Below are 14,192 nucleotides of genomic sequence, written 5' to 3' on the forward strand. Positions count from 1 at the left end.
CAAACGAGAGGCCCTAGCCGCGAACGACCGCCCACGTTCGCCGAAGGAGATTGCCTTGGGTTCCGCGTCGACTCACTTCGAGAGGCTCACCCGCTGCTGCATGAAGTGCCGGATCTCCCAGTTCCTGGACAAGACCATCGAGATCGAGAAGGCGGGAGTGGCGAGGGTCGCCATCCCCTTCAACGGCGATCTGACGCAGAACGCCGGCTTCCTGCACGCGGCGATGCTGTTCGAGGTCGCGGACACCGCCGGGTTCATGGCGGCCAACTCGATGGAGGAGACCTACAGCGTCCTCACCGTCGACTACCACATCAATCTGATCCGCCCGGTGCGGCACGAGGGCATCCTGGCCACCAGCGAGGTGGTGACCGCGGGGAAGACCATCTACGTCACGCGCAGCGACGTCTACAGCGACAGCGGCAAACTCGTGGCGGCGGGTCAGGGCACGTACACCGTCTCCGGCATCCGCCTCTCCGACCTCGACGGCTACGACGACTGAGCATCGCGAGGGCCGGCCGGGCCCGCCGCCCCGCCCGGCCGGCCGTCCGCCGGGCGGGACGGCGGACGGCCGACCGGGGTCTAACGGTCCGGGCGCGACTCCAGGCAGATGAGTGTCTGCTGTCCGGTGGCGACGAGGGTCTTCTCGTCCCCTTCGTGGCTGAAGACCTGCAACTGGCACACCGTCAGCGTCCGGCCGGACTTGAGCACGGTGCCCACCGCCTCGATGTGGTCGCCCCCGGCGGGGGCCAAGAGATTGATCTTGTACTCCACCGTGAGCACGGTGGAGTCCTCCGGGAAGAGGGTGAAGGCCGCGTAGCCGCCCGCGCTGTCGGCGATGGCGCTGGTCGCGCCGGCGTGGATGTAGCCGTGCTGCTGGGAGACCTCCTCCCCCCGGGGCAGCGTGATGTGCACACGACCAGGAGCGATGTGCGTGATGCGGGCTCCCAGATGACGCATCAGCCCTTGCCGGTCGAAGCTGTCCCGCACGCGGGCCAGTACCTCGGGGCCGACCTGATCCGGTAACACCTGCGGTTCCAGTTCCACGTCTCTCCTCGCGCTGTCGTCATCGACGGGTGCGGCCTTGCGACCCGAGACTACTCCGGGGGCCGGAAGCCGCATGATCGAACAAGAGATCACTTGTTCCCTCGAACAGGTGGCCATCGTCCATTCGAGCGGATCGACTGCTTCGAACGGGTGATACTTACGTTGTGCGAGTGACGGGCTGCAGACCGTAGCTGAGCACAGTCCCAACGCATAGGTACATCGCAAGGAGCGGCACCATCATGAACATCCTCACCAACGTCCTGGCCGGCCTCGTCCACCTCGTCGGATGGCTGGTCTGACGCCCCAGGGCGTGTGAAGCGCGGCGGCGCCGTCTCCTGGTCCCACGGAGGCGGCGCCGCCGTCGTGTCCGGATTCAGCGCAGCGCCGCCGCCACGAGCCCCGCGATCTCCTCTTCCCGGACGTCGCCGCCGTTCACCAGCCGGTCGAACACGAGCCCGTCGACGCAGGTCAGCAACGTGAGCGTCCGCTCCTGCGGCTCCGCCACCCCGTGCGCGGCGAGGAAATCGCACACCGCCTGCCGCGCCCGGTTCTCGCGCGGCACCAGGATCTCGCGCAGCTCGGGGTACCGGGCGCTCTCGACGGCGCAGGCGTAGCGCGCGAGCGAGCGGCGGCGTCCATCCCCGGTGAGCCGCACCCGCACCAACGCGGCGATCCCGGCGGCCAGTTCACCGGCGTCCCGGACCGGCAGCCGCGCCGACATCTCCTCCAGCTCCGCCTGGTCGAGGACCACGAGGCGTCGCACCAGCGCGGTGAGAAGGGCCTGGCGGGTGCGGAAGTAGGCGGAGGTGGTGCCGGGCGGCAGGTCCGCGGCCCGGTCGACGGCGCGGTGCGTCAGCCCCCGGATGCCGGTGTCGGCGAGCACCGTGATGGCCGTGTCGGCGAGGAGAGTACGTCGGTCTGTGGGCACCCCTTCTTTCTACACCCCTGCTTCTACGGCCGTAGAAACCCTGCGGTACGGTCTTCTACATCTGTAGAAGACCGAGGTGAAGGGGGCCGGCATGGGTGAGACGGCGGTGGTCGTCGGGGGCGGCATCGGCGGGCTGGCGGCGGCCATCGGGCTGCGCCGGATCGGCTGGCGGGTACGGGTCGTGGAACGGGCCGCCGTCCTGGACGACGCGGGCGCGGGGATCTCGCTGCACGCCAACGGGTTGCGGGCCCTGGACGCGCTCGGCGTCGGAGCGGCCGTCCGCGCGGCGGCGCGTCCGCAGTACACCGGGGGCACGCGCACCCCGTCGGGCCGGTGGCTGGCACGGATGGACGGGGCCGCGCTGGAGCGCGCGCTGGGCACGCCGATCGTCGGCATCCGCCGCTCGGTCCTGCACCGGCTGCTGCGCGCCGCCCTGCCGGACGAGTGCCTGCGCATCGGGGCGACCGTGCCCTCGCTCCACCTGGGCGACCCGGACACCGTGGGCGTGCCGCTGCCGGACGGCGTCATGGCGGCCGACCTGGTGGTCGCGGCGGACGGGGTCGGCAGCCGGCTGCGGGGCCGGCTCTTCCCGGACCACCCCGGCCCGGCGTACAGCGGCTCCACGGTGCTGCGGGCGATCACCGAGCGTCCGCTGCGACTGCCCACGGACTTCGAACTGACCTGGGGCGGGGGCGCGGAGTTCGGGCACATCGCCTTCACCGACGGCCACGCCGAGTGGCACGCGGTGCTCAACTCGCCGCCCGGCGTACGGCACAGCGATCCGCTCGGCATGCTGCGCCGCCGCCTCGCCGGCTGGCACGGCACGGTCGGCGCGCTCCTCGACGCCACCCGGCCCGAGGACGTCCTCCACCACGACATCAACGAACTCGCCACTCCCCTGCCGTCGTTCGTCTCCGGCCGGGTGGTCCTGCTCGGCGACGCGGCCCACGCGATGACACCCAACCTCGGCCAGGGCGCGTGCCAGGCACTGGAGGACGCCGCCTCCCTGACCGCCGCCCTCGCCGACGCGCCGTCCCTCCCCTCGGCGCTGTCCCGCTACGACGCCGAGCGCCGTCCCCGTGCCCAGGCCGTGGCCCGCGCCGCCCGCCAGGCCGGCCGCATGGGCCAGCAGTTGTCCAACCCGCTGGCCGTCGCCCTCCGCAACACCGCCCTGCGCCTGGCACCGTCGAGCGTGACCATGCGGGCCGTCCTGCGCCACGCGGACTGGACGGCGCCGCGGCCGGCGACCGGACCGCGGGTGCCGTAGGGCCGTGCGCCCGGCGGTCGGGGGCGAGGGGCGCGACCGGCCGCCGGCCCGTCCAGGCGGGCGCCCCGGGGCGGTCACCAGCGGGTTCTGCCCCGGGCGGGCGCATATCCCGGCCCGCAGTGGCCACCCGGAACCCATGCGATGTGGGCGTGGAGCCGCCGTACGGGCCGTCGGGCATGCCGTGCGGCGGGCGGGGCAGGTGTTGCGGCTGGATCTGTCGGCGGCGGTGCGCAGTGCGCGGCGGGCCTGGTCGGAGCCCGGCCGGGAGCGGGATCTGGTGGTCCAGGCGCTGAAGGCGGCGCTGGCCGCGTGGGTGGCCTGGATGATCGCGGGGTGGTGGCTGCACGCGCCGGTCGCGTTCGTCGCGCCGTGGGTCGCGGTGGTCCTGGTGGAGTCCACGGTCTACCGGTCGCTGGCGCACGGGCTCCAGCAGCTCGCGGCGATCACCACCGGGACGGTCACGGCCACGGCGGTCGGGCTGCTGGTGCACAGCACGGCGGTGACGATGGCGGTGGTACTGCCGGCCGCGATGCTGCTCGGGCACTGGCGGCGGCTGGGCAGCCAGGGCATCTACGCGGCCACCGGCGCGCTGTTCGTCCTCACCAACGGCGCCGTCACCGTCGCCACCTCGGCCGACCGGATCGCCGCGGCGCTGTTCGGCGCGGGCGTCGGCATCGCCGTCAACGCGCTCGTCCGCCCGCCGCTGTATCTGCGCGACACCCGGGCGGTGCTGCGGGACGCGACCGAGGAGGCCCACGACATCCTGCACGAGGTGGCCGACGGACTGGCCCGGGGACGCTGGGAGACGGAGGAGGCGAGCGCCTGGCACGACCGGGCGCTGCGGCTGCACCAACTCGTCGACCAGGCCCGCTCCACGGTGGAATGGAGCCGGGAGAGCCTGCGCGCCAACGTCCGCCGCCGCACCGGTGCGCTGCCGCTGCCCGGCAAGGGGTACGACGACGCGCTCGCGGTGCTCGACTACGCGGCCGTGCACACCGCGGGGGTGACCCGCACGGTCCTGGAGGCCGTCACCGAGGAACGCGCGGCCCGCCGCCCGCATCCCGAACTCGCCCTGAGCTACGCCCGGTTCCTGTACCGGACGGCCCGCGCGCTGCGGCTCTACAGCCACAGCAGGTTCGGCGACGACTGCGAGGACGAGCTGCGCACGGAGGTGGCCGGCCTGCGCGACACGCTCGGCACCCTGCGCCGCGACCTGGCCCGCTCCACCACCGACGACCCCGACGAGGTCGCCACCTACGGCGCCCTCCTCACCCAGGCCAACCGCCTGGCCGACCAGCTCCTGGCCTCGGCCACGCCCTGAGCCGGATGGTCGGCCGCCGGGCGCTGTCCGGCAGTCTCCGGAGCCGGCCCAGGCCGATCGTCATCGGTGAGATTCCCTGCCGAGCACGCCGTCGGCTCCTCCGTTCAGGCGGCGTCGATGTCCGCTGCAAGCTGGTCGGCCACGGTCCGGGGTTCGTGGCCGAGGAGTTCGGTGAGCAGCGGGTCGACTCCGGCGAAGCGGCCTTCACGGGCGGCCCGGAAGGTGGTGAGCATCATCCGCGCCATTGCCTCCGGGGTGCCGGCGGCGACCTTGGCCGCGATCCACTCCTCGTCGTCCAGCGTGATGCGCTCGATGTCACGGCCGGTCTTCTCGGAGGCCAGTGCGGTGACGTCGTCGAACGTGAGGGCTTGGCGGGCGGTGAGTGTGACCGGGCCCTCGAAGGCACGGTCTCCGGCGAGGATGACCGCTGCGGCTTCGGCGGCGTCGGCGCGGTCGGTCCAGGAGACGGGGCCGTCGGCCGGGGCGGTGATGGTGCCGGTCTGCTGCCAGGGGCCCAGCAGCCAGCCCAGGCTGTGGGCGTAGAAGCCGTTGCGCAGTGCCGTCCAGGCGACGCCGGAGTCGGCCAGGAGCTGCTCGGTGGCGGCGTGGTCGCGGGCCGGACGGAAGGGACTGTCCGCGCCGGCACCCTGGTGGCTGGTGTAGAGGATGCGCCGGGCGCCTGCCGCGACGGCGGCGTCGATGCCGACACGGTGCAGCGCGACCGCGTCGGCGTGCGGGTCGTTGGAGGAGACGAGCAGGACCTGCTCGGCGCCCTCGAAGGAGTGCCGCAGTGCGGCCGGGTCCTCGTAGGAGCCCTGGCGCACCCGCACCCCGCGGTCGGCGAAGTGCTGCGCCTTGGCGGTGTCGCGGACGCTGACACCGATCTGTTCTGCGGGCACGCGCTTGAGGAGATGTTCGACGGTGGCGCCGTTGAGCGCGCCGGTCGCACCGGTGATGACGATCACGTTGAGGGAGTCCTTTCGTTCCTGCTGCGCGCGTTCGACACGTGTGGCGGTCTGGGGTCAGTGGCTGCGCAGGAGCGGCAGAAGGATGTCGTCGACGAGCCGTGCGACGAACGGTTCGTCGCACGGCTCGCCCGCGATCACGATGCGGTGCACGATGACCGCCGGGGCGACCTCGGCGAAGAGACCGGCGGCCCGGGGGGTGAGCCGTTCTCCGTGCCGGACCGCCTTGCGCAGCGGTTCGTCGGTCATCGCGGCCTCGTCGCGGCGCAGGATCCGGCGCATTTCCTCCGCGAGCCGCACATCGCTGCGCATCCCGGCGAACAGCGCCCCGAGAAGACCGATCTCCTGCTCGGCGATCTGCCGGGCCAGCCAGGAGACGAGCCCGAGCAGGTTCTCCCGGAAATCGTCCGCGGCGGGCTCGGGAGGCGTGGCCTGTGCGCGGTGCTCGACCGCCGCGGCCACCAGCGCGGCCTTGTCGCGGTAGCGGCGGTAGATCGTTGTCTTCGCCGACCCGGAGCGCGCCGCGACCGCCTCCATGGACAACTGCTCGTACCCCACCTCGGTGAGCAGGGACAGCGTTGCCTCAAGGATGGCCAACCCGCGACTGGTGTCACGCGGCCGCCCCACGGCGGGCGCCCCGTCGGTGCCGTGAGCCCGTGGGTCACTCGGTGCGCTGGCCACTCCGCCCCCCCACTTTCGATACGCTACGGTTGCGTATCGAAAGTAACCCGGAACGCAGCCGGCGGCAACTCGAGCCGGTACTGCCGCGTGACGCTGATCGAGGAGACGGGTCCCGGCAGTCGGGTCGGCCGCCGGGCCGTTGACACGGCCGGGTTCTATTCGGCCCAGGCGCGCTCCAGCTGGGTGCCGAAGTCGGCGGGCTTTCGCCCGATCAGGTCGGCCAGCGTCGGGTCGACGGCGGTGAACTCGCCGTTGCGCGCCGCGGCGAAGATGCTCAGCAGCAGGTCGGCGATCGGGGCCGGGGCGCCGTGTGCCAGGGTCTGCTCCCGGAAGGCGTCGTCGGGGACGACGGTGCGGGTGAAGGCGCGTCCGGTGGCCTTGGACGCGATCTCGGCGACGGTGTCGAAGTCGAGCGCCGCCGGGCCCGTGAGCGGCGGGGTGGGCCCCTCGAAGCGGGCCTGCCCGGCGAGGAGCGCCGCGGTGGCCTCGGCGAGGTCGTCGTGGCCGGTCCAGGCGACCGGGCCGTCGGCGGGCAGGGCGATGTCACCGGTGTGGCGGGCGGACTCCAGGAACTGCAGGGCGCTGGAGGCGTAGAAGCCGTTGCGCAGCGCGGTCCAGGGCAGACCGGTGGCGCGCAGCAGGTCCTCGGTCTCGGCGTGGTCCCGGCACGCCTCAAAGCGGGAGTCGTGGGCGGCGCCCATCTGGCTGGTGTACAGGATGCGGCCGACGCCGGCGCGCACGGCGGCGTCGATGGCGGCACGGTGGCCGTCGACGCACTCCCGGCCCGTGCGGTCGAGGGAGACGAGGAGCAGCTGCTCGGCGCCCTCGAAGGAGTGCGCGAGCGAGGCGGGGTCGTCGAAGCTGCCCTGGCGCACCCGGACGCCGCGGTCGGCGAGGTCCCGGGCCTTGCGGGGATCGCGGACGCTGACGCCGACCCGGTCGGCGGGGATGCGCTCCAGCAGGCGCTCGACGGTGCGGCGGCCGAGCTTTCCGGTGGCTCCGGTAACGATGATCATCGATATCTCCGTGGCTGTTTCCGATGGAAGCTCAGCAACAGTAACACTGGAAATTCCAGTGGAACCAGATTTTCGGTATCATCGATTCATGGCTATGCGCGACGCAACCGACAGTCCCCGGCACCGCATCGTCGAGGCCGCCGTCGAGCTCCTGGAGAACGGCGGCCCCGACGCGGTGAGCACCCGCGCGGTCGCGGCCGCGGCCGGCATGCAGCCGCCGGCGATCTACCGCCTGTTCGGCGACAAGGAGGGGCTTCTGGAAGCCGTCGCCGAGCACGGCTACGCGCAGTTCCTGGAGCGGAAGCGCGCACAGCTCGATCCCGCCCCGCAGGACCCGGTGGAGGAGCTGCGCCGCGGCTGGGACATGGTGGTGGAGTTCGGTGTCTCCCGCCCCGAGCTGTTCGCGGTGATGAACCGGGCCGCGGGCCGGGGATCGGACGCGGCCCACCGCGCGGGCCTGGAGATCCTCCACGGCCGGGTGCGCCGGCTGGCGGCCGGGGGGTGGCTGCGGGTCGACGAGGAGCTGGCCGCCCAGATCATCCAGGCGACCGGTCAGGGCGCGGTCACCACCTGGCACGCCACCCCCGCGGACCGCCGCGATCCGGCGCTGCTGACCATCCTGCGCGAGTCCATGATCGCGGCCGTCACGCGCGCCGAGCCGCTGGTCCCCGCCGCGGAGTCCGGTCCCGCCGCGGCGGCCCGCGCGCTGCGCGCCGCCCTCCCGGACGGCGCCGGCGTCCTGAGCGACGCCGAGCAGCGCCTGCTGCGTGAGTGGCTCACGCGCCTGGCCGCGGGCGGTGGCGCGCCACAAGCCTGAGATGTCAGCCGGAGGCGAAGTCGCGCAGCTGGTCGAGGTTGCCGTTGAAGCGGTCGTGGTCGCCCACCGTCTTGCCGGTGGAGGTGTACTGCCACATGGTGTAGGAGGACCAGCCGGCCGGCAGCTTGCCCACCGTCGAGGCGTAGCGGGCGACCCACAGCGGGTTCGCGCCGAAGCCGCCGTAGTTGCCGGTGCACTGGGTCCACCAGCTGGTGGCCGTGTAGATCACCGCCGCGCGGCCGGTGCGCGCCTTGTAGCGGTTGAGGAAGTCCCGGATCCAGCCGACCATCTGGCTCTTCGACTTGCCGTAGCAGGCCGGTCCGTACGGGTTCCACTCGATGTCGAGGACGCCGGGCAGCGTTCTGCCGTCGCCCGACCAACCGCCGCCGTGGGCCACGAAGTAGTCGGCCTGGGCGGCGCCGCCGGTGCTGTCCGGGGTCGCGAAGTGGTAGGCGCCGCGCACCATGCCCAGCTGGTAGGGCCCGTTGTACTGCTGGGTGAAGTAGGCGTTCCGGTACGAGGTGCCTTCCGTGGCCTTGGTGTACGCCCAGCGCACCCCACTGCCGTAGAGGGTGGACCAGGCGACGTCGCGCTGGTGGCTGGAGACGTCGACGCCCTCCGTCTGGCCGGTGCGGGAGTCGGAGAGCGAGTCGTCGGTGGCGTCGGCGGCGCTGCCGTCGTGGGCGAGGACGCCCATGCCCATGTAGGCGCTGCCCCGCTCGGGGGTCACGGCGCCGCTGTCGGGCACGGCCGCCGGGACGGACAGGGTGAGGAGGAGGCCGGTCAGCACGCCGGTGACGGTCAGGCGTGCACGGCCGCGGGTGAGGAGTATCGAGCTTCGCACGGATTCCATCTGACCCGGCATCGGGCGGCGCCGCACTCCGGGCCCCGCCCAACGCGCCCGCCCGATACCGCGTTTGGGCCATCCGAGTGGCCCGCACAGGGGTGCCGGCCGGTCACGGCAGGGCCCGCGACCGGCCGGTGCCCGTCAGCCGTCGATGCGGTGCTGGGTCCAGAAGGACGTCAGGTCCGTACTGGTCGCGGCCTGCGCGGCGGCCTTGAAGTCGGCCGTGGTCGACACGCCGTACCAGTGCGCCGTCGCGTAGTCCTTCAGCAGCTTGGCCATGGCGGTGTCGCCGAGGACGCGCTGGAGATCGTGCAGGGCGCATTTGCCGTAGCCGTAGACCACGGTGGAGTAGCGCGAGGAGTGCGCGTCCCAGTAGGCCATCGAGTTGGTGATCTTCTCCGTGCTGGACGCCCAGGAGACGCTGTTCCAGCAGTTGGTGCCGGTGTTGCCCTGGGCGAGGTCGGTGGCGTAGTCGGCGAACGACTCGTCCAGCCAGGGGCTGTTGTACTCGTCGTCGCCGACGATGCCGTACCACCACTGGTGGCCGATCTCATGGGTGAGCGCGGTGCTGCTGACCAGGTCGAGGACAAATCCGGGGTACTCCATCCCGCCGAACCAGTAGTTGTTGTCGAGCACCGCGTCCAGTTCGCCGTACGGGTAGGCGCCGAAGCGGGCGGCGTGGGCGTCCACGGCGGACTCGGCGGTGCCGAGCATGGAGCGGGCGCTGGTGGAGCTGATGCCGGAGACGGAGTAGACGTTCACCGCGACCCCGGACGGCGAGGTGCCGGAGATCTTGGTGAAGGGCCCGGCGGCCCAGGCGAAGTCGCGGACCCGGGAGGCGGTGGCCGTGGTGACGGTGCGCCCGCCGGTGCCGGGGGTGTCGGTGGAGGTACCGGTGGCCGGGACCAGCAGACCGCTCGGGTGGTCGAGGGTGACCTTGAAGTCGGCGGCCAGGGAGTAGAAGGCCTCACCGTTGTCCGTGTACGGGTCCAGGTGCCAGCCCGCCGCGTCGCGGACGGCGAGGACGGGCAGCGCGTTGCCGATGAAGCTGTAGGCGCCGTCGTGGCCGAAGCGGTCGGCGCCGCTGGGCACGGTGATGCCGAGGTCGAAGCCGATCGTGGCGCTCTGGCCCTGGGCGAGCGGGGCGGGCAGGGTGACCTTCAGGGCGGTGCAGGCCACGGAGAGGTCGCCGGCGGTGCCGCCGGTGACGTTGGTGACCTTGATCGGCATCGCGTCGCAGGTGCCGTGGTAGTTGTCCCACAGCCGCAGGTAGACCTCGTTCAGCGCGGTGGCGGAGGCGTTGGTGAACGTCGCGCTCTCGTGCCCGGTCCAGGCGGTGCCGCTGGTGTCGCTGCTCAGGTTCACGGTGTACGAGGGGGCCGCCGGGGTGCGGGTGGGGTCGGTGGCCGGGGGTGCGGTGCCGCCGGACGTGTCGAGGGCGATGTCGTCCAGGACGAAGCTGGTCTGGAGGCTGGAGTCCTCGGTGCCGGTGAAGGACAGGTTCACCGTCTGCCCGGCGAAGGACGACACGTCGAAGGACTTGCGCACATAGCCGGTGTTCTTGTCCAGGTTGGACCAGCTGCCCAGGGTGGTGCCGCCGATCTTCGCGGTCAGCTTGTCGTACGCGGTGGCGGAGGTCGTCTCGGCGGTGTCGATGTGCAGCCAGAAGCTGAGCGTCGCGGTGCCGCATCCGCCGGGGATGGTGACACTCTGGGCGAGGCTGTCGGTACGAGTCCTGCCGGTGCCGTCCAGCCAGGCGTAGCTGCTGCCGCCGTGGGCGGTCTGCCCGGTGCGGCTGGTGATCACGGTGGACGGGGACGCGGTCCACGCCGAACCGCCGTTCTCGAAGCCGCCGTCGGTGACCACCTGGGCCGCCGTGCAGTCCGCGGGCGCGGCGGCCGGACGGGCGGCGGCGGGGACGGCGGGGAGGAAGAAGGCGGCCAGGGCGGCGGCGGTGAGCGCGGCGGTGCCCGCGGCCTTGTGGGGGGTCGGTCTCACACGCTACTCCTTTGCGGCGGCCGGGATTCCGGCCTGCTCGATGGCCGTCCGGCCGGCGGGGTGCGCCGGGGCGGCCGTGGTCCGGTGCTGTGCCGGGGAGCCGGTCGCGCCCCGCTGGGACCGGGGCGGCGACTGCCGAAAGAGTGACAGATTTGACCCGGACATGCCATACACTTCCGCCGGTTGGGCGGACGGAAGGGCGCACGCCGGGGGTGGGACGCGCCGAGGACGGCCGGGACGGCAAAAGGAGGACGGTCGTCCGCCGCCCGCGCCGGGCGGGCGGCGGACGGGCGGCTCAGGCCTGGCGCAGGGTCAGGAGGACGGCCCGCCGCCGGTCACCGGCCGGGGTGGGCCAGCCGGTGGCCACGTGGCCGAGGGCGTCCTCGGCGGGGAGCGGCGGGTTCTCGTCCGCCGGCGCCGGCGTGAGGACGCGGTGGATGTGCAGGACGGTGCCGTGCGGTGCGGGCAGACGGGTGCCGTCCGTGTCGTCGGCCGGTGCCGGGGTGAGGCCCTCCGGCGCGAACGGGGCACCCGCGTAGGCGCGGGACACCTCGTGGTCCGGGGTGTCGGTGATGCTCTGGGCCATCGCCTGCGCCTTGCCCTCGACGAGCAGCAGCAGTTCGGTGACCAGCACCGGGTCGCACAGGCCGTCGTACGCCCAGCGCTTGCCGAGCACGCCGTGCTCCATCGTGCCGACCAGCGCGTGCTCGGCCCCCGCCAGCGGCGCGCCGCGGTAGGTCAACGGCACGAAGTACACCGTGGGTTCGGCACCCGCGGTATCGGTGACGATCATGAACTCGATACCGACCTCGCCCGCGGGGTCGTCCAGCCGGAAGCCGCCGGACTTCTCCAGCACCGGGGCGTCCGGGCCGCCGCGGTACCAGGGGCGGGTGGGCAGCCACTCGGTGAGCAGGTCGAGCTTGGAGGGCTGGAGGGTCGTGTGATGGATGACGGCCATGGCGGTGCGGCTCTCCCCTGGTGCGCGAATGGACCGCCTTAGCTTCGCACACCGTTCGCCCAGGTCAGCGCGGGCGTCAACGCGGCCCAGGGATTGGGCCCTTCGCCCGTCACCGGCCCGCAGACCCCGGCGCCCCGCTCCGCCGCCGTGCGCACCGCGAGCGGGACCAGGGCCGCCGGGACGCCGTAGACGAGATGGCAGAGCCGTTCGGGCGGTTGGCGTGCGATCCAGGAAGGCCGGGTGAACGCCGAGACGTACGTTGACCAGTGTCCCTCGAACGTGACCGTGAGGTCGGCGAGCCGGACGTACCCCGGCGCCGGATGGACACCGGGGTTGAACACGACGGTGCCCGCGCCCTGCCGGCGCAGTTCGCGCACCAGGCGCCGGCAGGCGGGCAGGCCCGCCGGGGTGGCGGTGACCCGGTCGAGGAAGCAGCCGTCGGTCCGGTACCAGTCCCGGTGCCGCCGCGCCTCCTCGGTGATCTCGGCGCGGTCCCGGGTGCCGTAGTCGGTGTCGACGTAGCCGAGCAGCCGGGCGCCCGCCGCGCGCAGTGCCCGGGCCGCCGCCGTGTAGGCGGGATCGGGGGCGGTGCCGGGCCCGCTCGCCGGGTTCAGCACGACCGCGTGGGTGCGGGCGGCCCCGGTGATCAGCCGGTGCCAGGCGCCCGGGTCCTCGGCCGGATGCACGTACAGCGGGACCAGCAGGCTCATGCCGTGGCCGCCCAGAGCGCGGCGAGGGAGTCGTCCAGGCCGTGGGCCGGGCGCCAGCCGAGGACGCGGGCCGCGGCGGAGACGTCCGAGCACTGCCAGGACACCTCGGCGGAGCGCGCCGAGCCGCCCGCACTCTCCTCCAGGCGGCCGCGGAAACCGGCCATCCGCGCGAGTCCCCGCACCAGTTCGCGCACCGGTACGGCCCCGCCGCCGCCGATGTTGAGCACGGGCGGCAGGGGTCCGGGCGCGGTGACGGCGAGGGCCACCGCGCGGGCGACGTCGCGGACGTCCACGAAGTCACGGTAGGCCGAGAGGTCCCCGAGCCGCAGCACCGCCGAGGGGTCGGGGCCCGCCGAGCGCAGCAGCGCGGCCATCCGGCCCGGCAGGCCCGCCGCCGGCGCCCCGGCGCCCACCGGGTTGCCGATCCGCAGCACCACCGCGTCCAGGGCTGCCGTGGCCACCGCGAGGGTGCCCGCGAGCTTGGTGGCACCGTACGGGGTGACCGGGCGGGCGGGCGCCGACTCGGTCACCGGGACCCCGGGGGTGCCGGGGCCGTACTCGGCCGCGGAGCCGAGATGGACCAGGCGGGCCGTCGGGGCCGCCTCGCGCAGCGCGGCACAGAGCACGGCGGGCCCGCGGGCGTTGACCTCCGCGAGGGTGACGGGGTCGCCGCCGGTGGCGCCCGCGCAGTTGACCACGGCGTCGGGGGCGGCCGCCGCCAGCGTCTTCGCCAGCCGCTCGGGGCGGTCGGCGGCCAGGTCGACGGCGTACTCGGCGCCGGTGCGGCCGGCCGCGGACAGCCGCGCGCCCGGCAGGGCGCGCAGCCGCTCCGTCACATGGCGGCCCAGGTATCCGGTGCCGCCCAGGACGAGAATGCGCATGCGGGACTCAGGCTCCCTTGAGCAGCAGGGACTTGCGGGTGGTGAACTCGGCGTTGGCCCGGTCGTAGTCGTCGGGGCGGCCGATGTCCAGCCAGTAGCCGCCGAACTCGTAGGCGTGCGGCGGGTTCTGGGCCTTGAGCAGATCGAGGACGAGTTCGTCGAAACCGAGCGGCAGGCCGGGGGTGTAGCCGTCGAGGGTGGCGCGGGAGAGGCCGTAGACGCCCATGGAGACCCGGTAGTCCATGCTGGGCTTCTCGGTGAACGCGACGACCTTGCTGGCGTCGGTGGTGAGCACGCCGAAGTCGATGTGCACCTTGCGCGCGTAGGTGGCGATGGTGAGCGGCGCGCCGGAGTCCCGGTGCCGGCGCAGCACGTCGGCGTAGTCGAGGTCGGTGAGGATGTCGCCGTTCATGACGAGGAAGTGCTCGGGCAGTCTCTCTCTCAGGTTGAGCAGCGGGCCCATGGTGCCGAGCGGACTCTCCTCGGTGGCGTAGTCGACGGTCATGCCCCACTGGGAGCCGTCGCCCACGTAGGCGCGGATGATCTCGCCGAGGTGGCCTATGGCGAGGGTGCAGCGGGTGAAGCCGGCCGAGGACAGCTGGCGCAGCACGATCTCCAGGATGGCGTGCTGGTCGCCGATGGGGACGAGCGGTTTGGGCAGCGCGGTGGTGTAGGGCCGCAGCCGGACGCCCTTGCCGCCCGCCAGGATCACTGCGTGCATGGGTTCCTCCTTGGAAGACGTCGTGACGTGCCGGACGG

The 14,192-nt window shown here is 73.2% G+C and carries 15 protein-coding genes; 4 read left to right on the forward strand and 11 right to left on the reverse strand.

The window, feature by feature from the left end; translation table 11 throughout:
- Window positions 1-55: 55 nt before the first annotated feature.
- Window positions 56-499 (forward strand): PaaI family thioesterase, encoded by a 444-nt coding sequence (locus ACSP97_RS03075; protein WP_355531065.1) that lies wholly within the window; start codon window positions 56-58, stop codon window positions 497-499.
- 80 nt (window positions 500-579) lie between these two features.
- On the opposite strand, the gene ACSP97_RS03080 is transcribed toward ACSP97_RS03075, so the two are convergent.
- Together ACSP97_RS03080 and ACSP97_RS03085 are read right to left on the reverse strand one after the other, a co-directional pair.
- Window positions 580-1,038 carry a PaaI family thioesterase gene (locus tag ACSP97_RS03080; RefSeq protein WP_382076460.1) on the reverse strand — a complete coding sequence of 153 codons (459 nt, stop codon included), beginning with the start codon at window positions 1,036-1,038 and terminating at the stop codon, window positions 580-582.
- 379 nt (window positions 1,039-1,417) lie between these two features.
- Window positions 1,418-1,972: a TetR/AcrR family transcriptional regulator gene (locus ACSP97_RS03085; protein WP_440556258.1), complete on the reverse strand. Its 555-nt coding sequence runs from the start codon at window positions 1,970-1,972 to the stop codon at window positions 1,418-1,420.
- Window positions 1,973-2,063: 91 nt separating this feature from the next.
- On the opposite strand from ACSP97_RS03085, the gene ACSP97_RS03090 reads away from it, so the two are divergent.
- Together ACSP97_RS03090 and ACSP97_RS03095 are read left to right on the forward strand one after the other, a co-directional pair.
- The gene (locus ACSP97_RS03090) at window positions 2,064-3,239 is read left to right on the forward strand and encodes an FAD-dependent monooxygenase (protein ID WP_440556259.1); all 1,176 of its coding nucleotides are present in this window, start codon (window positions 2,064-2,066) and stop codon (window positions 3,237-3,239) included.
- 136 nt (window positions 3,240-3,375) lie between these two features.
- On the forward strand, window positions 3,376-4,560 hold the full coding sequence (locus tag ACSP97_RS03095) for an FUSC family protein (protein WP_382076444.1): 1,185 nt from the start codon (window positions 3,376-3,378) through the stop codon (window positions 4,558-4,560).
- Window positions 4,561-4,664: 104 nt separating this feature from the next.
- Here the strand turns inward: ACSP97_RS03095 and ACSP97_RS03100 are convergent, their stop codons facing one another.
- The 3 genes from ACSP97_RS03100 to ACSP97_RS03110 all read right to left on the reverse strand — a co-directional run bounded on the left by ACSP97_RS03100 (window position 4,665) and on the right by ACSP97_RS03110 (window position 7,222).
- Window positions 4,665-5,525, reverse strand: a complete 861-nt coding sequence (locus tag ACSP97_RS03100; protein WP_440556260.1) for an SDR family oxidoreductase — start codon at window positions 5,523-5,525, stop codon at window positions 4,665-4,667.
- A 57-nt stretch (window positions 5,526-5,582) separates the two neighbouring features.
- Entirely contained in the window at window positions 5,583-6,122 is a 540-nt protein-coding gene (locus ACSP97_RS03105) for a TetR/AcrR family transcriptional regulator (RefSeq protein ID WP_440556261.1), read from the reverse strand.
- Window positions 6,123-6,361: 239 nt separating this feature from the next.
- On the reverse strand, window positions 6,362-7,222 hold the full coding sequence (locus tag ACSP97_RS03110) for an SDR family oxidoreductase (protein ID WP_440556262.1): 861 nt from the start codon (window positions 7,220-7,222) through the stop codon (window positions 6,362-6,364).
- Between the two features lie 88 nt (window positions 7,223-7,310).
- Between ACSP97_RS03110 and ACSP97_RS03115 the strand changes: the two genes are divergently transcribed.
- Window positions 7,311-8,039 (forward strand): TetR/AcrR family transcriptional regulator, encoded by a 729-nt coding sequence (locus tag ACSP97_RS03115; RefSeq protein ID WP_355531059.1) that lies wholly within the window; start codon window positions 7,311-7,313, stop codon window positions 8,037-8,039.
- Window positions 8,040-8,043: 4 nt separating this feature from the next.
- On the opposite strand, the gene ACSP97_RS03120 is transcribed toward ACSP97_RS03115, so the two are convergent.
- The 6 genes from ACSP97_RS03120 to ACSP97_RS03145 form a co-directional block, all read right to left on the reverse strand.
- Window positions 8,044-8,892, reverse strand: a complete 849-nt coding sequence (locus ACSP97_RS03120; RefSeq protein WP_355328778.1) for a lysozyme — start codon at window positions 8,890-8,892, stop codon at window positions 8,044-8,046.
- 135 nt (window positions 8,893-9,027) lie between these two features.
- Entirely contained in the window at window positions 9,028-10,884 is a 1,857-nt protein-coding gene (locus tag ACSP97_RS03125) for a M1 family aminopeptidase (RefSeq protein ID WP_382076448.1), read from the reverse strand.
- Between the two features lie 295 nt (window positions 10,885-11,179).
- Window positions 11,180-11,842: a maltokinase N-terminal cap-like domain-containing protein gene (locus ACSP97_RS03130; RefSeq protein ID WP_355151316.1), complete on the reverse strand. Its 663-nt coding sequence runs from the start codon at window positions 11,840-11,842 to the stop codon at window positions 11,180-11,182.
- Between the two features lie 38 nt (window positions 11,843-11,880).
- Window positions 11,881-12,552 (reverse strand): spherulation-specific family 4 protein, encoded by a 672-nt coding sequence (locus ACSP97_RS03135; protein WP_440556263.1) that lies wholly within the window; start codon window positions 12,550-12,552, stop codon window positions 11,881-11,883.
- Window positions 12,549-13,433, reverse strand: coding sequence for an NAD-dependent epimerase/dehydratase family protein (locus tag ACSP97_RS03140; protein ID WP_440556264.1), 885 nt, complete (start codon window positions 13,431-13,433; stop codon window positions 12,549-12,551). Before ACSP97_RS03140 ends, ACSP97_RS03135 begins: the two co-directional genes overlap by 4 nt.
- Before the next feature lie 7 nt (window positions 13,434-13,440).
- Window positions 13,441-14,154, reverse strand: coding sequence for a nucleotidyltransferase family protein (locus ACSP97_RS03145; protein WP_355151310.1), 714 nt, complete (start codon window positions 14,152-14,154; stop codon window positions 13,441-13,443).
- Between the last annotated feature and the right edge of the window lie 38 nt (window positions 14,155-14,192).

This window comes from Streptomyces sp. SCPE 10, assembly GCF_051980735.1.
Classification (GTDB): Bacteria; Actinomycetota; Actinomycetes; order Streptomycetales; family Streptomycetaceae; genus Streptomyces; species Streptomyces misionensis.